Source organism: Sphingomonas brevis, from assembly GCF_023516505.1.
Classification (GTDB): domain Bacteria; phylum Pseudomonadota; class Alphaproteobacteria; order Sphingomonadales; family Sphingomonadaceae; genus Sphingomicrobium; species Sphingomicrobium breve.
The window spans coordinates 1,193,865-1,214,859 of the sequence record NZ_JAMGBB010000001.1 but is presented as its reverse complement, the minus strand read 5'-3'; the positions used below and the strand labels follow the sequence as shown (position 1 = coordinate 1,214,859).

The 20,995-nt window shown below is 61.5% G+C and carries 16 protein-coding genes; 13 read left to right on the top strand and 3 right to left on the bottom strand.

All coding sequences use genetic code 11. The features are described from left to right. Positions 1–42 precede the first annotated feature (42 nt). Together LZ518_RS06275 and LZ518_RS06270 are read left to right on the top strand one after the other, a co-directional pair. Positions 43–1,521, top strand: a complete 1,479-nt coding sequence (locus LZ518_RS06275) for a hypothetical protein (RefSeq protein ID WP_249915158.1) — start codon at positions 43–45, stop codon at positions 1,519–1,521. A gap of 99 nt (positions 1,522–1,620) precedes the next feature. Further along, the gene (locus LZ518_RS06270; RefSeq protein WP_249915157.1) at positions 1,621–3,513 is read left to right on the top strand and encodes a TIR domain-containing protein; all 1,893 of its coding nucleotides are present in this window, start codon (positions 1,621–1,623) and stop codon (positions 3,511–3,513) included. A 403-nt stretch (positions 3,514–3,916) separates the two neighbouring features. Here the strand turns inward: LZ518_RS06270 and LZ518_RS06265 are convergent, their stop codons facing one another. Next, positions 3,917–5,401 (bottom strand): M20/M25/M40 family metallo-hydrolase, encoded by a 1,485-nt coding sequence (locus tag LZ518_RS06265; RefSeq protein WP_249915156.1) that lies wholly within the window; start codon positions 5,399–5,401, stop codon positions 3,917–3,919. Positions 5,402–5,574: 173 nt separating this feature from the next. Here LZ518_RS06265 and LZ518_RS06260 point away from each other — a divergent pair, with 173 nt between their 5' ends. From LZ518_RS06260 to LZ518_RS06245, 4 genes are all read left to right on the top strand, one after another. Continuing rightward, entirely contained in the window at positions 5,575–7,854 is a 2,280-nt protein-coding gene (locus LZ518_RS06260) for a TIR domain-containing protein (RefSeq protein ID WP_249915155.1), read from the top strand. Positions 7,855–8,010: 156 nt separating this feature from the next. Beyond that, positions 8,011–8,712 (top strand): hypothetical protein, encoded by a 702-nt coding sequence (locus LZ518_RS06255; RefSeq protein ID WP_249915154.1) that lies wholly within the window; start codon positions 8,011–8,013, stop codon positions 8,710–8,712. After that, positions 8,709–9,449 carry a PGN_0703 family putative restriction endonuclease gene (locus LZ518_RS06250; RefSeq protein WP_249915153.1) on the top strand — a complete coding sequence of 247 codons (741 nt, stop codon included), beginning with the start codon at positions 8,709–8,711 and terminating at the stop codon, positions 9,447–9,449. The genes LZ518_RS06255 and LZ518_RS06250 overlap by 4 nt, the downstream gene beginning before the upstream one ends. Before the next feature lie 587 nt (positions 9,450–10,036). After that, positions 10,037–10,246: a cold-shock protein gene (locus LZ518_RS06245; RefSeq protein WP_249915152.1), complete on the top strand. Its 210-nt coding sequence runs from the start codon at positions 10,037–10,039 to the stop codon at positions 10,244–10,246. Between the two features lie 65 nt (positions 10,247–10,311). On the opposite strand, the gene LZ518_RS06240 is transcribed toward LZ518_RS06245, so the two are convergent. Further along, positions 10,312–11,385 carry a sensor histidine kinase gene (locus LZ518_RS06240; protein ID WP_249915151.1) on the bottom strand — a complete coding sequence of 358 codons (1,074 nt, stop codon included), beginning with the start codon at positions 11,383–11,385 and terminating at the stop codon, positions 10,312–10,314. A 347-nt stretch (positions 11,386–11,732) separates the two neighbouring features. Here LZ518_RS06240 and LZ518_RS06235 point away from each other — a divergent pair, with 347 nt between their 5' ends. From LZ518_RS06235 to LZ518_RS06210, 6 genes are all read left to right on the top strand, one after another. Beyond that, a complete protein-coding gene (locus LZ518_RS06235; RefSeq protein WP_249915150.1) occupies positions 11,733–12,245 on the top strand; it encodes a YybH family protein in 513 nt (170 codons plus the stop codon). Between the two features lie 193 nt (positions 12,246–12,438). Beyond that, positions 12,439–13,044 (top strand): PAS domain-containing protein, encoded by a 606-nt coding sequence (locus LZ518_RS06230; RefSeq protein WP_249915149.1) that lies wholly within the window; start codon positions 12,439–12,441, stop codon positions 13,042–13,044. An 89-nt stretch (positions 13,045–13,133) separates the two neighbouring features. Continuing rightward, positions 13,134–13,667: a fasciclin domain-containing protein gene (locus LZ518_RS06225; protein ID WP_249915148.1), complete on the top strand. Its 534-nt coding sequence runs from the start codon at positions 13,134–13,136 to the stop codon at positions 13,665–13,667. 38 nt (positions 13,668–13,705) lie between these two features. After that, the gene (locus LZ518_RS06220; protein WP_249915147.1) at positions 13,706–13,924 is read left to right on the top strand and encodes a DUF378 domain-containing protein; all 219 of its coding nucleotides are present in this window, start codon (positions 13,706–13,708) and stop codon (positions 13,922–13,924) included. Between the two features lie 180 nt (positions 13,925–14,104). Then, positions 14,105–16,090, top strand: coding sequence for a TIR domain-containing protein (locus LZ518_RS06215; protein ID WP_249915146.1), 1,986 nt, complete (start codon positions 14,105–14,107; stop codon positions 16,088–16,090). A gap of 226 nt (positions 16,091–16,316) precedes the next feature. Continuing rightward, positions 16,317–16,757 (top strand): hypothetical protein, encoded by a 441-nt coding sequence (locus LZ518_RS06210; protein WP_249915145.1) that lies wholly within the window; start codon positions 16,317–16,319, stop codon positions 16,755–16,757. 148 nt (positions 16,758–16,905) lie between these two features. On the opposite strand, the gene radC is transcribed toward LZ518_RS06210, so the two are convergent. Next, positions 16,906–17,601 (bottom strand): RadC family protein, encoded by a 696-nt coding sequence (gene radC, locus LZ518_RS06205; protein WP_249915144.1) that lies wholly within the window; start codon positions 17,599–17,601, stop codon positions 16,906–16,908. Positions 17,602–17,721: 120 nt separating this feature from the next. Here radC and LZ518_RS06200 point away from each other — a divergent pair, with 120 nt between their 5' ends. After that, complete coding sequence (locus LZ518_RS06200; RefSeq protein ID WP_249915143.1) at positions 17,722–20,994, top strand: intermembrane phospholipid transport protein YdbH family protein; 3,273 nt, start codon at positions 17,722–17,724, stop codon at positions 20,992–20,994. Position 20,995 lies beyond the last annotated feature (1 nt).

Genomic DNA, 20,995 nt, shown 5'->3' with positions numbered 1-20,995 from the left:
TGGGCGCGGCGTAGCCTTCGACCGAACGGTGGGGGATGCTGCATGAAAGGTCTGGCCCTATTTCTGGCGCTGCTGGCAGCTCCGGCGACCGCGCAGCATCAGCACGAACCGGCCATCGACGCGGTAGCCGGGCCCGCACATTCCTCCGCTTATGCCGAAGGCCTCTACCTTCTTCACAACTTCGAATACGACCGGGCGGCGGTGGCGTTTCGCCGGGCCCAGGCAGCGGATCCAGCCAATGTCATGGCCTTTTGGGGCGAGGCCATGACCTACAATCATCCGCTCTGGGCCTTCCAGGACAAAGACGGCGGGCGCGCGGCCCTGGCCCGGCTTGGCCCGTCGCCGGAGGCGCGCAAGGCAAAGGCCCGCGGAAGCCGCGAAGCCGCCTGGCTGGGCGCGGTAGAGGCGCTATATGGAGATGGCGACAAGCTGTCCCGCGACCGCGCCTACCATGCGAAAATGATGGCGCTTTACGAGGCCGATCCGAGCGATATCGACGCGCGCAGCTTCGCGGCGTTGGCGACGCTGGGGCTTGCCAGCCAAGGCCGCGACACCGCCATTTACATGCGGGCCGCGGCGATGCTTGAGGAGGCCTTTCCCACACATCCGGATCACCCGGGTCTGCTGCATTATCTGATCCACAGCTACGACGATCCGGCTCATGCGCCGCTGGGGTTGAGGGCCGCCCGGCGTTACGCGGCGGTCGCGCCGGATGCGGGACACGCACAACATATGGTCAGCCATATCTATCTTGCGCTCGGCGACTGGAAGGCGGTCGAAGCAACCAATATCCAGGCCATGAAGGTAGTGAATGCGCAGCGGGCCGCGGCAGGCAAGCCGGCATCCTGGTGCGGCCACTATAATGAGTGGCTCGCCTACGCGCTGGACCAGCAGGGCAAGGACAGCCAGGCGCTGGTCGACCAATGCCGCGCGCAAGCGATGGAGGAATTTGCCAAGCGCGACGGCGGGTCAGTCCTTGGGGCGGAGCGCAGCCTGTTCAACAGTTGGGCGTCGATCGCCATTCGTCACGGAGTAGATACCGGGCGTTGGCCGGACTTCGCCGCGGTCCCTGTCGGCGATGGCAACCTGGCAGGCAGGTTCGAGCTGGCATATGGGCAGTTGCTCGCGGCACGTAACGATGCCGCCGTGGTTGATGCGGCCCTTGAGCAGCTCCGCCGCTACCGCGATCGGATTGTCGTCGCCATGCCGCGCGAAAGACCCGACGATCATGAAAGCAGCGCCTGGCTCGACCGGGCCGTTGCCCAGGGCGAGGCCGTTGCGGCACTCGCCCACGGCGCCAGGGATACAGGACTGCAATTACTTGCCGCAGCTGCCGCCGCAGAGGCAGCATTGCCCCAACCGTTCGGCCCGCCCGTTCTCGCCAAGCCCAGTGCCGAATTGTTGGGAGACGAGCTTCGGGCAATGGGTCGAAAGGCGGAAGCAGCGGATGCATATCGCCGCAACCTGACAATGATGCCTATGCGGCAGATGTCTTTGGCTGGACTCGAAAAGCTGCGTTGAGCGCGCCAGCTTCTGGCCGAAATGCGTTGAAAGCGGACGTTGGCTCTTCGGTTTGCATCTGCGCCATTCAATAATAGAAGGCAGATGACTGGGGCGCGCATGTCGGACGTTTTTGTCTCGTACAAGGCCGAGGACCGGGTCCGGGTATCCCCACTTGTGGAGGCGCTCGAGGCTGAGGGACTGTCAGTCTGGTGGGATGCTCATATCGGCGGCGGTGACGAGTGGCGGGACTCGATCCAGCAGCAGCTGGATCAGTCGAAATGCGTGATCGTCGTCTGGAGCAGGCGCTCAATCGGACCAAAAGGTCATTTTGTCCGCGACGAGGCTACGCGGGCGCAGCGCCGCCACGCCTATCTGCCGGTCCGGATCGACAAAGTAGACCCGCCTCTGGGCTTTGGCGAAATTCAGGCGATCCCGATCGTCCGCTGGAAAGGAGATCGCTCCGATCCGCGGTATCAGGCGGTCCTGGCGGCTGTGCGCGCGATCGTTTCGGGTGCTCCCAGGCCGAATCATGTGCATTTCGAAAGTCCGGGTGTCAGCCGTCGCGCCATAGTGGCCGGCGGGGCAGCTGCAACCGTGGTTGCCGTTGCCGCCGGCTGGTTCGTGCTGAAGCCGTCCGCGGCGCGCGCCCATAGCATTGCGGTCCTTCCATTCGCCAATTTGAGCGGAGATCCCGGCCAGGCCTATTTTTCGGATGGAATGGCGGAGGAGCTGCGCAATGCCCTATCCCGCATAGCGGGCCTCACCGTCGTCGCCCGCACATCATCGGAAATGCTTCGCGATGCCGACGCCAAAATCGCGGCGCGCAAGCTCGGGGTCGCCAATATCCTGACAGGAAGCGTCCGAAAGTCGCCATCAACCATTCGCGTCAACGCCCAGTTGATTGACGGCGATAACGGTATGGAGCGCTGGTCGGACAGCTTCGATCGGCCCTTGGGCGACGTCCTGCAAATCCAGACCGGCATCGCGGAAAGCGTCGCTCAGGCGCTCAGCATCAGGTTGGCGGGCGACGACCGTGCCGTCCTGGAAATCGGCGGCACTCGAAATCCGGACGCGCAGGATTTGTATTTCCGATCAAGTCCAGAACGTCTCAACGACACGGAAGCCGGCGCGAATGAGTCGCTGCGCCTCCTCAACGAGGCAATCGCACTGGATCCCAATTTTGCCAAAGCATACGCCCGAAGGGGGGAGGTGCTTAGAGTCAAAGCGAACGTCCATGCGCTAACCGCAGCGGAAGGGAAGCGGGAAAACAGGGAGGCGCTGGCATCGGTGAACCGCGCGATCGCCATCGCTCCGGAGCTGGCGGAAGGATATGCCGCGCGAGCCAACATCCTGCGAGAGCAACTCAATCTTGGCGGCGCCCTCGCCGATCTTAAGAAGGCGGATGCGCTTCCGGGCGATGATGTTGCTGTCCTGCGCGCTTATGCGAACCTGCTCGGCCAGTCTCGCCGGCACGACGAAGCGCTTAGGATGGCGGAGAGGGCGACAAGTCTGGACCCGCTAAATCCCCTTTCGCTTGAGGTGCAGGCCTACGCCCTTTATCGCGCTCGTCGCTTCACCGAGGCGGCCGCAGTTGCGCGCCGATCGCTGCAGATCGCCCCCGGTCGCCAGACAGCCCGCCGCGTCCTCGCAAATGCGCTTTTGTGGTTGAAAAGGGATGCTGAGGCCGCGGCCGAGTATCGAAAGCTGGAGCCGGACCATTATTACCGACTCCTTGGCGAAGCCGTCCTCGCCATTCGAGCCGGAGATCGTGGGGGCGCGCTGGAGCGCTTGGGTCGCATGCAAAGGCTCTACGGAGATTCTACGCTCTATCAGTATGGAGAAGTTTACGCCCAGCTCGGCGATGTCGATCAAGCGTTCAAGGCGCTGCAAGCGGCGCTGCAAACACGGGACCCGGGACTGGCCGGCATGAGAGTCGACCCATTCCTTGACCCGATCCGGCGCGACCCACGCTTCAGGGAAATCGAGTTCAAGCTTAACTTTCCCAGTTGATTTGCGCGTCACTGCCAATCCGGGCCTGTGCCCGCATTGGGCCGAAAGCGGTCATTAAGTTCCGCAGAACGTAGGCTTCCCATCTCCAACGAAATCGCAGCCCCGTTTTATCTCGTCGCGGATCATGGTGCATGAGTTTTGAGCGTTGCACGGCGGATGCGTCGCAGGCGAAACTTGAACGCATTGTCCAACCAGCGCGGCTGACGCTGAAACACCAATTTCTGCCGAGCACGAGCGTTGAGCAATTGACCGTTGAGCATCAGGAGCTGGTGGAGCATCGGCGCACGCGCCAGGCGCGGCCAATACGAAGAATGCGACGCAAACCATTCTACCCATCTGCGAAGCATCGCACCCGCTTTTGATGACCGCAAGGAGTGGAAAGCGGGTACTGCATCGGAGCGCCCTACCAGTCGAGCCTGGTCATCAGATAAGCGTAGGTGACGATCCCATCCCAAAGATTCTGAATGCGCGCATTCTCGTTGGGCGCGTGCTGATTATTGTCGTGGTTGGCGATGGGTAGCACGACGATCGGCGCTTTCAGCACATCAGAGAATAGATAGATTGGAACGCTGCCGCCCATCGTCGGAAGAACGGCGGGGCGCCGGCCCGCGGCGTCGCCGACCGTCGCGATCACTGCCTTGGCAAAAGGGGCGTCCATGGGCGTGCGAAGGGCGGGATAACCTCCACGCCAATCGAGCTTGACCAGCTTTCCATTGGCTCGCCGGGTCGCGGCATCAGGGTCGCCGTGGATGACCTTCCATCCCTTGGACGTCAGATAGGCCTCGACTTGGTCCTTCACCCGCTCAGGCGTCTGATCGGGCACCAGCCTGAAATCCATTGAGACCATGGCCTGGGAGGGTATTGCCCGCGCGCCATCACCGGCGCGAAGGCCGACTATGTTGAGCGCCGGTCGCATGGTGCTTGCGGCGAGCCCCTCGGTGCCTTCGGTCCGGCCAAGGGAATATTCCTCGCGCAATTCCTCCTCGACCGATGGCAGATGATCGATCGCCGCCCGCTCGGCAGGGCTTGCCGCACGCACGTCCGCACTGAAGTCGGGAATGAGAATTCGGCCATCCGGATCGCGAAGTTCCGAAATCAGCTCGACCGCGAGCATCGCCGGATTGGGCGCCCAGTTTCCATAATGTCCACTGTGTAGCGGCCGTGACGGACCGTAGACCGTCGCCTCTACATCAACATTCCCGCGCGCGCCGAAATAGAGCGTGGGCGATCTCGATTGGTGGAGCGGGCCGTCGCCAATCAACCAGAGATCGGCCTTGAGCAAATCGCGGTTGGTCTCGAGCGTTGACCGCAACCCCGGCGAGTTTAGTTCCTCTTCGCCCTCCCAGAAGACCTTGATGTTGATGGCCGGCTTTTGCCCTTTCGCGCGAAGCGCATCGAATGCCGCGAGAAAGGCGACGATCGACGATTTGTCGTCGCTGGCCGCGCGACCGAACAGGCGCCATTCCGGATCGTAGGGCGGCGCCCTGCCTTGCCAGTCAATCGTCGCTGCCTGAGCGCCGGGCCCCGCCTTCATGACTGGATCGAAAGGGTCCGTGCGCCACGTTGCAGGGTCCACCGGCTGTCCATCATAATGGGCGTAGAAGACAACGGTGCGTTTCGCGCCGGCCGTATCCAAGCTGCCGAACACCGCTGGCGGCGACCCGGCCGGTCCCGGCAGGAGCCGCGCCGCGAAGCCGCGAGCCTTCAGTTCAGCTTCCAGCCTCGTTGCCATCTTCGCAAGCCCGTCAGGTCGGGCAGCGACACTCGGGATCGCGGTCAACTCGGTGAGGTGGTTGATAATCTGTCGCTCATGGGCGGATCGCCACGCCTGGACATCGGCTTTCAGGTCGGAACCATGAGCCTGACCTGTCCACGCCAGCATTGCCATGCTGACTGCCACGACACCTGATCGCATCTGCACGGCCCCCGTTCTGGCACCGGCATATCACACCCAGCCGTAATGATCGCAATGGGTGGAAAGTGGTCGTTAGATAGGCGGCCCGTAGGCGTTGCTGCCCCTTGTAAAGCGAGCTAGCATCGGCCCAGCTCTGCGGGGGCTGCATGGTGGACGTTTTCCTGTCCTACAAACGCGAGGATGCCACGCGCGTGGGCAATCTGGTCGCTGCGCTGCGCGAGACCGGACTCGACGTCTGGTGGGACGAAGACATCCCGCCGTCGGCGCCATGGGAAGCCACTATTGAGCAGGCGCTTAGGGCCGCCAAGGCAGTCATCGTGTGCTGGTCACCTGCAAGCGTCTCAAGCGAGAATGTGCGGTCCGAAGCCCGCGTGGCGCGCGACGATGGACGGTTGATCCAGGTTTTTGTGGAGTCCTGCAAGCCGCCGTTATTCTTCGGCGAGCGGCAGGGTGTCGACCTTTCGAGGTGGCGCGGCGATGGGGATGACCCACGGATCGCGCGTATAGTCGAATGCATACATGAGGTTGCCGGTGGCGAGCCAGTGGCAGCAAGCGAGCAACCGAAGGCACGATCGTTCGGACTTCGGGGGCTTACGAGGCGGCACATCTTCGGCATTGTTGTCGGCATCCTTTTCCTGCTCGGCGCAGGAAGTCTGATTGCCTGGCGGGTGGCGATTGCGCGTCCGCCGCCTCAAATTGCCGTCCTTCCGTTCGAGGACCTGTCGCCGACGCACGACAAGGCCTATTTCGCAGAAGGCGTCGCAGAAGAAATCTTGAGCACTTTGGCATCGGAGAAGGGCATAAAGGTGCTGGGTCGCAGCTCAGCTCGGCAAATCGCACGCGACGCAGATCCAAAGGTCATCCGCGCTTCGCTGGGCGTCACTCATTTGCTTGAAGGGAGCGCCCGATCCGATGGCAATCGGTTGCGAATGAACGTGCGGCTGATCGACACTTCCGATGGCTCACGGCTGTGGGAGGAAGAATATCACGGCAGTCTCGGAGATGTCTTCGCCGTTCAAGATCAAATTGCCGCTGCAGTTGTGAAGCGGCTGAGAGGCACATTTTTCGAAAGCGCCGTCAAGGAAGCTCCAGTCACCAGTGTTGATGCCTACCAATCATATCTCGCAGCGCGCGCCCTAATGCGCGAACCCAAAAGAGAAACGCTCACACAGGCTTGGCACATTGCTCGTCAAATCGTTGACTCTCACCAAGATTATGCGCCGGGGCATGCCCTCTTGGCTGCAACGACTTGGCTCCTGGCCGACGACCCATATTCTTATGGCACCATTCCGGTCGACAAGGCGCGTCGCGTGGCAGTCAGCCATGCTCAACAGGCAATCCGCCTCGCTCCCAACCAAGCGGATGGCTATGCCGCCCTCGGGCTGGCCTTGCTTCCTCCCGCCTCCTTTGCACCTTTGAGGAAGGCCATTGTGCTAGACCCAAGCCGATCATCAATTCGAAACAATCTCGGGATCGACCTCAATCTTCTTGGTCGTAACGACGAAGCATTTGACCAATATCGCTTGGGCGTCGAAATCGATCCACTGTCGTCCGCAATGGTCAATCGCTACGTCGCCTCACTTGCCGCATCTGGGCAAGGCGAAGCGGCGTTTCGCGCCATCGACACATACGTTCGGCGAGGTGGCGACAAAGCGCAGGCATGGCGCTTCCGTGGCTTCGCAAACAGCTTGCTCGGCAATGAGTCCGAAGCAATTGCGGCACGGCTGCGAGGCCTCGCCCTTGATCCGCAGCTACCTTACCAAACTGAGTGGTTGGCGATGCAATTCAATTTGCTCGGCTTCGACGAGCAGGAAGCCCGATACCGCGCCGGGCTCTCTCCCTATCTTCAGCTCTTTCTTGCAGACGACCGCGGTGCCCTTAGGGCACGCGCGCTTCGTGATGGAGCCAAGTCTTGGTCCGCAAATAAGTTCGAGTACGCGATCTTCTCGCTTGCCCGCGCACGCGATTGGCCCGCGATCGCCCAAGTCTATGATGTCCGACCGCCAGACTTGCGTGATCTCTGTGTTCGGACTCCAAATTTCGCTCCGTTCATCGCGATGGCGTTGGAGCGCCAAGGACGAGCATCTGAAAGCGCACACATTCTGGGCTGCGTCCAACGTAACCTGACACAGCAACTAGCGTCGCCTTACCGGTCCCCTGATGATGCGCCTGGCGAGCCGGAGCTGTGGCAGGCGAGCCTGTTCGCCCTGCGCAGCGACAGTCGCGCCTTCAGCTGGCTCAGCAAGGCTGTTACGCGCGGCTGGCTTGGCCAATATTACTCGGGCAGCCTATCGGACTGGCCCCAGTTCGATAAATTGCGTGGTGATCCTCGCTACACTGAAATTCAGCGACGAATGGATGCGAGGATTGCGAAGGAGCGCGCCAGGGTCCTGGCCATGCGGGGCCAATTGCCCCCGCAAACCTGATGTCGGATATGCAAGTGCCCGCAATGGGTGGAAAGTGGTCGTTAGCTGAAATAGCATCAGCGGATGATGTCGTGGCCAGGGCCTCCTCGTCGAACGCCCCGCTCCCTCCTCGATGGTGTCGCGGACGCGGTCGCCAACCGGCTGGGGGTGTTGAACTTGCGTCATCGTTCGGCGCTGGTCGGACTGGCTTCAATTGACGGCCAATCGCTGGTCCGCGAAATCTTCGATCTGATCTCGCGGAACTACGACGTGGCGGGGGCAACGGGGAATAAAGATCGATCCAAGCAGAACTGGCGCTGGCACAGTCTCCAGCCTCAGATCTCCTCGCACAATCGTAGCCCGGAAGTTGTTGTCGAACGCGCCATCGCCGCCGCCTGCCTTGAACTTGGGAGATCGGACTGGGCAAACCAGATCCCGGTCGCTTCAGGCTTGATCCCTGGTGCTGGTGACGGGCGCCGGGCCATCGATCTCGTCAGACGACATAGCGCTCAGCATTTTGAATTGATCGAGCTCAAAATCGCCAGCGACACGCCGCTTTACGCGGCGGTCGAGATCGTCGGTTATTGTTGCCTCTGGCTGATCGCCCGAAACGACAGGCCAAAAAGGGTCAGCCCTTTGCTCGAGGCCACCGAGATCGGCCTGAGCGTGCTGGCGCCGACAGGCTATTACGAGCGCTATTCGCTTGCAGATGTCGAACGCTCGTTCGATCAAGGCATTGCTGCGCTGGGCCGTTCGCACGGGATCGCAATGTCCTTTTCCTTCCTGCTCCTTGATGATCGAATCCGGCCCGCGGAAATGCCGCCTCCCCAACCGCTCCTCGACCTTCTCACATCGCCGCACCGGCTGTTTCCAAGGTGACCTTGGGACTTTTCCTGCCGGGCGTACCCGAAGACCATATTCGGGCGCGAATGTGCCTGGCGGGCGGCAATGAGATTGATAGTGGAAAATTCGCCCACCCCGAGAGTTCGGCGGCATTGGCTGCCAACACATTTGGCTGGTTCATTGAACGCCCGGCGCTGCTTCCGCCGCTTCCGGGCATCGAGGGTGCGTGGCCGGCAATGCGAGTGGAGGTCGAATATTGCGCACGATTCCCATGGAGCGGCGGAAGGCACCCCTGGCTCGACGCAATCGTCGTGACCGAGACGCATCTTGCTGGCGTCGAATCGAAGAGGTTCGAGCCCTTCCGGGATCGCAAGCTTGTCAGCTTCTCGCCGGCTTTCCGCGAATATGACTGGGGGAGCGGGATGGACCGATATTCAACCCTGCGGGACATGCTGGCGAATGGCGATCTGGCCTATCGTCATCTCGATGCGGCGCAGCTCATCAAACATGCCTATGGCTTGACCACCGAAGGGCGACGCCAAGGCTTGAAACCTCACCTCGTCTACGTATTTGCCGAGCCGGAGGCCCGTGAATCCCAAATTATTCCCCATGACGATCACCTCCGGCATCGCGCCGAATTAAGGGACTTTGCCGAGCGAGTTGATGGCGATGAGGTTGGCTTCAGCTTCACGAGCTATTGCGATTGGCTGTCCGGCGCCGATGGCGCAGCCTTGGAACATGCCGCCGCGGTACTTGGCGCCTACCGCCCATAAGCGGCGCGTGGCACCTCAGTTCGTTGATCTAAACGACAATTTGTGACCGTTATGGGTGGAAAGCGGACATTAGGAATGCAAGGTCATTCTGCCCGCTCAATCGTCTAACGAAGCCAACCGATTATCGCCAAGATCGCTCCCACCACGCTGAGGCTAAACGCTGCCACAGTTGCGATTGCCGCCAAATTCGCGCGGCGACTGTCTTGTTCGAGGCGCCCCGCAATATGTGCGAATTCCCGCTGGCGAGAGGCGTTCCACCATGCGGCTCCCGATGCGAGAAGGACCAAGGTGCCGATCAAGGCGATTATATAGCTAGCGCTTTGCATTCGATGATCTAACAAATTTAAGTATAAAAAGGATCCAGTCGTTATTAAAATAATATCTAGTCCGAAGAATTCTATAGACATGAAATAATACTCTTTGATTTATTTCAAGATTTACCTTGCAAAAGAGCGATGCTGTGTTAACTTGACGTTGCTACCAGTCGAAAACGACGGTCTTGGGCGCTAAGTCGCACCTACCTCCCTCCTTAACGTCTCCTAGCGGCAGGGCGCCAATCTCGGCGCGTGCCAACAAAGGAACTCACCATGAAGTATTTTGGAACCGTGAAGTCATTTGACGCCATCAAGGGCCTCGGCGAAATCAAGCCGGAAACTGGCGGTGACATGCTTGGCTTCGAGCGCAGCGCATTCTCGTGGGAAAATGATAGTGTCCCGACGGTCGGCCAGCGTCTGTCCTATGACGTTGGGACCTCCAAGGAGAGTCGTCCCTGCGCGCTGAACCTCGCGACCATCTAAGCCGCGATCTGAAAAATTCGTCGCGCGGAGGGACGCCCGATTTCGGTCGGGCGTCCTTCTTCGTTTCAGGCGGCAACGGGCAAGTGGGATTCGAACGTCGAGCGGGTTACCGCCACGGCTAGACCCGTGGGTGATGAAGTTTCCGAAATCTGAGCGTCGAGCTGCTTCGCCAGTGCCGCGATCAGGGCTGTACCGAGGCCGATTGAGCTATTTGAATTCTCGCCCAGCAATCGGCCGCCGCCATTGTCGGACACCGTCAGCTTCCAATCTGACCGAGCCTTTTCAAACGTTACGCGGATGCGCGCCGATGTGCGGGCCTGTGGAAATGCATATTTGATGGCGTTCATGATCAACTCGGTAACGATCAGGCCGACACTGACAGCGTGACTGCTGGGTAACGTGCCGTCGTTGGCTGCCGCGACAATTTCGACATCCTGCTTGGGCCCTACCATTGACGAAGCCAGCCCCGCGCTCAGCTTCGCCAGATAAGGACCCATTTCGATTTCCTCGATGCCCTCGGACGCGTTTAGATGGCTCTGGACGGCAGCGACCGACATCACCCGCTGGTGCGCTGCGCGCAGCTCGTTCTTGGTCTCCTCGGACGACACCGAACCCGCTTTGAGCAGCAGTATGCTGGCGATGATCTGAAGGCTGTTAGCGATCCGGTGCTGCATTTCGCGCAGCAAGGTTCTCTGCTGCTCGAGCAGTTCTTCGGTATGTTCCAGCAGCTTCTGCTTTTCCTGCTCGGCGATGCGCCTTTCGGTGATATCCTTGATCGCCAGCAGGACCATGTGGCTGACGCCCCCCTCGTCTCGGATTGGAAGGGCGTTGAGCTGGAAAGTGCGTTTGCCAAGCCTGGCGAAATCCTGCTCGAACTCGAAGCTTTCCATCGCCGCATGCTCGGGGAGCACCGCCGCGAGCAGCTGGCGTAGGCCCGGAATATCCCATCGCCCGCCGGAGAGGTCGAACAGGGATCGCCCATGGGCCTTTGCAGGATCCTCGTCGAACACCTCGTAAAAGCAGCGGCTTCCGGCGAGAAGATACATCCTGTCGTCAAGGACAAGGAAGGGTTCCTTCAACGTGTCGACGATCGCCAACGCAAGCGATTGCGCCTGGGCCAGATCGTGAAGCTGTTTCATGGAAATGCTCCATCAGGCGGGAGCGTCGCACTTCTCTCAGCCACCGGTTCGCCTTGCAATGGCCGGTGATGGAATGCGCAATACGCTGATTGAGGCATGAAGACGAGTCGTCCGTCGGGCCTCGCATCCCGTTCCGGGGCCGGTTCAAGGTTTATGGATCGATGGTGAGCGTTCGCATGGATCGATTCGACACCGCCGGCCGGATCGTGTCCGCTTTGCAATCGAGAGATTGGCAAGGTCGAATTCGGACACTCAGCTAATGACCGCAATGGGTCGAAAGCGGACGTTGGCGAACTAGCGCGAAGCGCGTTGCCGGTGCTACGGGAGGAACAGCAGAAGGAGGGGCTATGATGAGATCGCTATTGTTACTTTCGGTCACGGCGCTGCTGCTGCCTGCTTGCCAAGTCGCCGAGAAACCCGCCAACGACGCCGCCGAGGTTACTAGTACCGCCGCTCGCGACACTGGCGCGGATGAGCAGGCGATCCGCGGGAATGTCGATCGTTGGCTCCAGCTCGTTAAGGCCAAGGATGCCGCAGGCATTGCGGAACTCTACGTCGACGATGGCGCGGTGATGCCGCCCAATGGTCCCATCGGCAAGGGGCGGACAGCAATTCAGCAGACCTGGGCGTCGATGATGAACACGCCCGGCTTCGATCTGACGTTCGTTCCGGAACAGATCATTGTGTCATCGTCGGGTGACATGGCACTCGATCGCGGGACGTATAAGCTGGCGGTTGCACCCGACGGCACCGCGCAGACCGACACCGGCAAATATGTGGTCGTTTGGCGGAAGATCGGCGGCGAGTGGAAAGCCGCCGCGGACATCTTTAACAGCGATCTGCCAGCCAGCGGAGGCTAAAGCCAGGCGGGGGCCACATCGTTGCCAGGGGCCCGTGCGAAGCGTGAAAGCCTTCCCCAACATCGCCGAGCATCGGCTGACGCCCCGGCCGAGAGGCGGCTACCTAGGCCGCTAATGACTGCAATGGGTCGAAATCGGCCATAGCGGCGTGCCAGGCCTCGCGCGTCGGTCCGCGACAGGGTATCATCCGCTCATGCCAGTTGCGGACGATGAGCTATTGCAAAGCATCGGCCTTAGCCCGATCGCCACCGTGATCAGCAACCCTCGCCAGGCTGACAATCCGATTGAGGCGGCAAACGCCGCGTTCGGTGCGCTAACCGGCTATTCCGAAAGCGAGATCGTCGGTCGCAACTGCCGCTTTCTGGCAGGCGAGCTGACCGAACCGTGGATTACCGACCGGATCCGTGATGCAATCGGCTCTCGCCGGCCCGTGCTCGTCGATATCCTCAATTATCGCCGGGATGGCAGTCCGTTCCGCAACGCCGTGCTGATTAGCCCATTGTTCGACGGGGACGGCAATCTTGCATGGTTCCTTGGGTCGCAAGTCGATCTAGGGTCGGACTCCCCCTCGACTTTCGACGCTCGACGAGCTCACGCAGTGTCGCTGGTCAAGTCACTACCACCACGTCGCCGTCAGGTCCTGGGACTGATGGCGCGGGGGCTGCTCAACAAGCAGATAGCCTGGGAGATCAAAATCAGCGAAAAAACGGTCAAGATGCACCGGGCACTGCTGCTTGAGCAGCTGGGCGTCGATACGTCGGCGGACGCAATCCGCATCGCGATCGAGGCAGGGCTCTAGATGCAGCATAAAGGCCGTATGGAGCCGGCTCGCCGTCGTTCCTAACTCCTGAACCAACTCCCCGCGCGGGAGAAGACAGGAGCTTATCCATGACCAACACTTCCAAGATGCTAGCGCTCGCAGCGGCTGCGGCTCTAGCCATCCTGCCAGGTCCGGCGTCCGCCGGTAGCGGTACCAAGGGCAACCTCGTGGCCGCCGCCATGAAATCAAAGGATCACACGACGCTTGTTGCCGCGGTCAAGGCAGCCGGCCTTGTCGATACTTTGGCGAGCGCAGGGCCCTTCACGGTTTTCGCGCCGACCGATGCCGCTTTCGCCAAGTTGCCGGCCGGCACGGTTGACGGCCTGCTGCAACCCGCCAACCGCAAGCAGCTGCGCGCCGTGCTGACCTACCATGTCGTGCCGGGCAAGGTGACGTCTACCGAACTGATCGACATGATTGGCAAGAGCGGCGGAAAGGCCACCCTGACGACCGTCCAGGGCGGCACACTCTCTGCCAGCCTGTCGGGTGGCGCGGTGCTGATCACCGACGCAAAGGGCGGAATCGCCAAGGTTACGGTTGCAGATCTCGTCCAATCGAACGGAGTCATCCACGTCACCGACGCCGTCTCTCTCCCGATGTGACGGCGGCCGCATCTCTCACAAGTTTCAGGAGCTTCTCGATGAATATTCTCAACAAGCTAACATTGCTGCTATTGATCGTCGGCGGCCTCAATTGGGGCCTCGTCGGCCTTCTCGACTTCGACTTGGTAGCGGCGCTTTTCGGTGACATGAGCCTGCTCAGCAGGATCGTTTATTCGCTCGTCGGGCTGTCCGCGCTTTTCCAGCTCATTCCGCTGTTCGCGGGTGAAGGCTCAAGCAAGGGCGCGGTTCGCGCGTAAATTGAAGAATGGATCGGCGCTCCTGCTAGCGGGGGCGCCGAAATCCAACGGTTGGCAATGGCGGCGACGATCGTCGTCCAATGACCGCAATGGGTCGAAACCGGTCATTGGCGGGCAGGCTTCTATTTAATCCGCAATCTCACTAGGGTTTATTTCTCGATGCCGGCAGGGGGGTTGGCCGTGAATGAACCGCAGGCGCTGGATAGCGAAGACCGCGAACTGTCGCGGCCCGTATTCGTCAGCTACGCGACCGCGGACCGCAAGGAAGCGCTGTCCGTCTGCAAGGGGCTTGAGCGGCGCGGCACGCCTTGCTGGATTTCAACGCGCGACGTCGCGCCCGGCGAGAATTACCAGGAAGCAATCGTCCATGCGCTTCGGGATGCGCGGGCAATGGTGCTCGTATTTTCCGAAGCGGCGAACAACAGCGACGAGATCAAGAAGGAGCTGTCGCTCGCAAGCCGCTACCACATCCCCGTAATGGCGCTCAGAATCGAAGACGTCGAACCCCATGATGCCTTCGCCTATGAGCTTTCGACCCGGCAATGGATCGACGCATTTACCAGCTGGGACAAATCAATCGACTCCCTGGTGCAGCATATCGGGAAGGTCTCGCACGCACCTTCCGGCAATGGCTCGGTCGAGCATGCGACCTCGCACAGGCGGGCCAAATCCAAATCGAACCGAACGCTGATGGCGGCCGCGGCTGCGGCCCTTCTGCTGGCTATTGTAGCGGGTGCATGGTGGGCATTTCGGCCTGCATCCGTCGCAGCCCACAGCATGGTCGTGCGGCTGACCGGCTTTTCCAGCCTGTCACCCGACCTGCCCAAGGGAATGCCCGACGCGATCCGCGACGAGATCATCGCTGCATTCAACGACGACGGAGTAGTCGGCGTTTCGACGGCCAGTGCTCCGCCGCCGGGAAATGCTCCGGCCTATGCGCTCAGCGGCACGGTTCGGCATGACGGCGACAAGATCAAGGTGAACGTGCGCCTCACCGACGAGCGTTCCGCCACGACCTTGTGGTCCAACATCTTCAGCTACGACAGCGACGACGCGGCGCGCATTCCGCGTCACGTTGCGGTCGACGCAGGGAATATGACGCGATGCGGCCTGTTCGCCGCTTCAACCTATCCCAAGGCACTCCCGAACCCGGTGCTCACCGACTATCTCAGCTACTGTCACAATGCGGGCTATGTGCAATATGAGCCTGGCAAGGCGCTCGACCTCGCGACGAAGGTCGTGGCCGCCGTGCCGGACTTCTCATGGGGCTGGTCCGCCGTTGCGGTGGCGGCAGACATGAATGGTTACGACAATCCAACCGGTCCCCGCTACGCAGCCTTCGAGAAGCAAGCGAGCGAGGCAGCAGACAAGGCGATCGAGCTAGACAAGACCAATAGCGAAGCGCTCCTGATCAAGGCTTGGCAGACAAAAGCCGGCGACTTTGTCACCAGGGAGAAATGGTTCCAGGCTGCGCTCGCGGCTCGCCCGCTCGCCTGTGGTTGCGAGCATCATTCTTACGGCAACATGCTCTTGGCCGTAGGCCGCACTGCCGCTGCAGCAGACGAGTATCGCCGCTCGACCGACGTGCTGGCGCTTGATTCAAACTCGCAGTTAAACTTGGCCGAGGCGCTCCTTTTGCAAGGCAAGACCGACCAGGCCAAGTCTCACATCGAATCCGGGATCGAACTGTCATCGGAGCCGGGCGTTAAAGAGAATATCGACACGTTAGCCGCCGCCATTACGGGCGACTATGCGGCTGCCTTGACCGCCTTGCAAAGCCCCAAGCTTGATCTGCCGGGGCCAATGAAAGCCGCTCTCCGCACGGGATTCCAGGCCATGGTGTCGGGCAATTCCGCGAACAAGGCGCAAGCGGTGCAGACGCTCATGGCGCTGCCGCCCGATATGAAGCGGCGCAGGGTCACGACACTGCTCGGGGCGCTTGGTGCAAAACGCGAGGCACTGCAGCTTGTCGGCGAGAATTTGAGGCTCGGACGAACCGATGCGGCCAGTTGGCTGTTCATGCCGAGCATGGGCGGTGCGATCCGCGATCCCGAATTCCCGGCGTTCGCGACGAAGTACGGACTGATGACCTACTGGAAAACGACGCACACCAAGCCGGACCTTTGCTCGGCGAGGGACGCACCTTCATTCTGCCAGCTGATCTGAAGGCCTGCCCGGGGTCGAAACGGTCCATTACGCCAGTGACCGCAATCGGCGAAAAGCCGACGCAGCTCGGCCGAATTGTCCGCGACCTAATTGATTAGGAGTCTGCCCTGAACCGGCCTAGGGTCCGTTCGGGACGACGCCGCACTCGCTGGCGCTTCCGCCGATCAGGCGACGCCGCTCCCAGTTGTGGAAGCACAAGCTTTCGCGACAAGGGGAGTCAAGCAACATGCGCAAAACTATGTTGGCCGCGTTCGGCGCGGCGACGATGCTGTTCGGTTATCCGGCTGCGGCCCAGGATATTCCGCTTGTATCCGGTAGCTACTGGAGCGTGACCGAAGTCACGATCAGCGACGGTCATTTCTCGACCTATGCCGACTTTCTGGCTTCCGATTATCGCAAGGAACAGGATTTCATGAAGTCGAAAGGTTGGATCAAGGACTATTACATCCTCGGCAACAACAACAAGCGCGCTGGCGAGCCGGATCTCTATCTGGTCCAGATTTTCGATCACATGACCACTCCAGCCGAAGATATCTCCCGCGAGAAAGAGTTGAACGCTTTCTTGGCGCAATCCACACGTCAGGGCGAAGCCGGCAGTGGCGAGCGGGCAAAATATCGGACCATTGGCGGCACCATGCTGCTGCGGGAGCAGCGCTACAGGAAGTAGCATCTCAGTGCCCGGGACGCCGTGAATTGCGCGGCGTCCCGCTTGGCCTCGGTCAATTCGATTCAACGGCCGCCGGTAGCGCCGCATGAGGCGTCACGAACCTCGCAAAATGGCACCTGAATCCATGACCCTTGTGAAATTACGGCGCTTAGATCAGGCCCATTGCCTTCATGCTGCTCCGTCCTTGTGAGCCGACGATGACATGATCGTGGACCGTGACGCGCATGTGGCGGCCGGCCTCGATCAGATCCTTGGTCAGGCGGATGTCCTGGCTGCTAGGGCTTGGATCGCCGGACGGATGATTGTGAACGATGATGATCGCAGTCGCACCCAGCTGGATCGCGCGGCTGATGACTTCGCGGACGTGGACCGACGCTTCGTCCACCGAACCGCGCCACATCGCCTCATTCGCCAGCAGCATATTCTTGGCGTTGAGAAACAGGACGCGGACCTCTTCGACCGGTGAATGGGCCATGGCCGCCTGCAAATAATCGCCTAACGCGTCCCAGCTCGACAGGATCGGGCGTCCCTCCACCCGCGTCTCGAGGAGGCGCAGGGCCGTGGCCTCGGCTATCTTGAGCGCCCCGATCACGCCGTCGCTCAGGCCTTCGCGGCGCAAGGCGTCCGCATCTGCCGACAGCAGCGCGCCGATAGTGCCGAACCGGGCGATCAATGATTTGGCCTGGACCTTCGTGTCGCGGCGGGGAATGGCCAGGGTCAGGAGAAATTCGACCAGCTCATGATCAAGCAGCGCTTGGCCTCCGCCGTCGAATAGCCGCCGGCGGAGGCGGGCGCGGTGTCCAGAGGAATGGGGGCCGGCTGAAACGTCCGCTGAATCGGCCACGCAAAATCCCTCATTGCAATGACCGAGCGGAAACGAGGCTAGGCAAAGCGCGTTACTCATGCAACGCCGCATCGATGCGGATACGGAACGGTCGTCAATGAGAGAGGTTTATAGGCCCGGATGAGCCCCGGAAATGACGATCGTCCGATTGAACGCGTCGAACGTGCCATGGAGCATGAGGGGCTGGTCCAGCACGTCTATGTCCACGATCGCAAGGGATGGCATTGGGCCTGGCGGCTGACCAAGCTTGGGCTGTTGTTCTTCCTAGTGCTGTTCATCCTTGCGGCGCTGATCATCTGGATTTGGCGCAAGCCCATTGCCGACGACTATATCCGGGGCGAGCTGGAGAAGCGCGGGGTCCAGGCCAGCTACACGATCGATAAGGTCGGCTTTCGCACCCAGCAGGTCAGCAATCTGGTTATCGGCGATCCGGCACGCCCCGACCTTACCGTGCGTCGCGCAATCATCGAGATCGACGTCAAATGGACCGGGTCGGTCAAGCCGTATCGCATCGTGGCGCGCGGGGTGCGGCTGAAGGGAAAGCTGCTGCCTTCCGGTAAAGTCAGCTGGGGGCAGGTGGACAAAATGTTGCCAGCGCCCAGTGGCAAGCCGTTCCGCCTTCCGGACTTAACGGTCGACCTCAAGGATGCGACGGTCGCCCTGACGACGCCATATGGAGTGATGGGCTTCGCGGTAGAGGGGCGAGGCAATCTTTCCGGCGGGTTTGCCGGCAAGCTCGCCGCCTCATCGCCCGGCCTGGCATTAGGTGCGTGCAGGCTCGGCCGGTTCCGCGGCCTCGTCGACATCGGTGTTACCGCTCGACGGCCGCAGATCCGTGGCCCGATCGGCAGCGAGGGACTCAACTGCCCGGCGAGCAATCTCCGCCTCGTCCAACCGAGAATGGAGATCGACTCCAGCTTCGCCGAAGGCCTCGACAGCTTCCGCGGCCGTGGGCGGCTTGGGATGGCTTCGTTCAATGCCGGCGAGAACGGCCTTGCGGGCATCAATAGTAACCTCAGCTTCGCCGGAACGCCGCGTGAAATTCTCGGCAGGATCAATTTGGCGGCGCGGCAAGCTCGCCTGGACCGGATCGTCGCCGGCCGAACCCGCTTCGACGGCCGTTACAAGCTCGATTCCCGGCATGGGGCAATCACCGTGCTCGGCAATTATTCGGCAAATACGGTCAGGGTCGAACAGTCGCTATTCGCCATCCTGACGGCACCCTTGGCCTCGATGGAGGGGACGCCGCTGGGCCCGGTCGGCGGCGCGATTTCCCGAGCTATTCGCGCCGCCGCGGGCCGGTTCGACGTCGATGGCTCCTTGCGCCTGATCAACCAGCCCGGCGGTGGGGGAATTCGGATCGAAGCGGCAAGTGGCGTCGCTCCGACGGGAGCTCGGGTCGCGGTAAGCGGCGGCGATGGGGTTACCTATTACTGGCCCGCCAACCGCCTCCGGCTGGACGGGAATTTCGCAGTGCAGGGTGGCGGCCTGCCAACTTCGCGAATCGTGTTGCGCCAGCCCCGCAGCGGCGCTCCGATGAACGGCTATGCCGACATCGCGCCCTATGCTGCCGGAGGAGCCAGGGTCACGCTGGGTACGATCCGCTTCGCCGGACGACCGGATGGCTGGACCGAGGTCAGCACAGTGGCGCTGCTGGATGGACCCATTTCGAACGGCCGGGTCGCGGGGCTGCGCGTGCCGATCTCGGGCCGCTTCGGCAACGGCGGGGCCTTGCGCTTTGGCGAAGCCTGCATCGACACGCGCTTTGCCAGTTTGACGATGAGCTCGCTGGTGCTTGGTCCGACCCGGCTGCCGCTGTGCCCGGTCAACGGCGCGTTGCTTCAGCGCGCGCCGGGCGGCTCGGTGAAGGTTGCCGCGGTCACGCGCGATGTGCACCTCAACGGGCGCCTCGGCCAATCGCCATTCGCGCTGACCGCTGGTGAAGTGAGGCTGCCTGACATCAAGGCATTTGCAGCCAGTAGGGTCGCGGTTCGGATGGGCCATTCCGATGCGCCGGTATTGATCAACGCCAGGGAGGTTCGCGGCAACAGCAGCGGCACGGGAACCGGCGGCACCTTTGCCGGAGCGGATGCGATTATCGGCAAGGTTCCGCTGCTGCTGAGCGACGCCGCGGGCAAATGGAACGTTCGTGGCGGCGACCTGGATCTGACGGGCGGGCTGACAGTCTCCGACCGCGCCGACCCGCCGAAATTCTATCCGCTCCGCAGCGACAACATGCATTTCACGCTGGCGAACAGCCGCATCAATGCGACCGGGACACTCAAGCATCCGGACAGCGGGACCAGGATTTCCGAAGTCACGATCACTCACAACCTGGCCTCGGGCGATGGCAACGCGTTGCTGGACGTGCCGGGAATTGTTTTCGGCAATGCGCTGCAGCCAGAGGAGATCACGCGCCTGACCCAGGGCGTCATTGCCCTGGTGAACGGGCGGTTCAGCGGGCAGGGCCGGATCAACTGGAACGGGTCCGGCGAGTTGACGTCGACCGGCGACTTCACCGCCCACGACATGGACCTTGCCGCCAGCTTCGGCCCGGTGACCGGGATGAACGGGACGATCCACTTCACCGACTTGCTCGGCATGGTCACCGCGCCCGGCCAGGTGATGGCGCTGAAGACCGTCAACCCCGGCATTTTGGTCGAGGACGGCGAAATCCGCTATCAACTGCTGCCCGACCAGCTGGTCAAAATCGAGCGCGGCGAATGGCCGTTCATGGGCGGCCGGCTAATCCTCCAGGAGACGATCCTCAACTTCGGTCGCCCGACACCGAAGCGGCTGACCTTCGTAGTGGTCGGCCTCGACGCCAAGACTTTCGTCGACTCAATGGGTTTTGCGGAGATTTCCGCCACCGGCACATTCGACGGCGTGCTCCCGATGATCTTTGACGACGCAGGCGGCCGGGTTGTCGGCGGGCGGCTCGACAGCCGCGAGGGTGGCGGGACCCTGGCCTATAACGGGGTCGTCAACAGGGCGAACCTTGGGACGATGGGCGGCCTCGCGTTTGATGCACTGCGCGACCTCCGGTTCCATTCGATGATCATTCGGCTGGACGGCTATCTCGACGGTGAATTTGCGACCCGGCTGACGATCCAGGGTGTCGGGTTGGGCAATACCAGCACCCAGCGGTTGATTCGCTCGCTCAACAGCATCCCGCTGAACTTCAATGTGACGATCAAGGGGCCGTTCCGCGCGCTGATCGCCACCGCCAAGAGCTTCCGTGATCCGACCGAGGTGATCGAGCCGGCGCTTCCGCGGCCGCTCGATGAGGTGCCGGGCATCACGGTCGAGACTCGGCGCCGGGAGGAAAGCCAGGAGCAGACGCAAGGCCCGGTCGAACAAAAGGTCACGCCGAACCCAACGAACCAGCAATGAG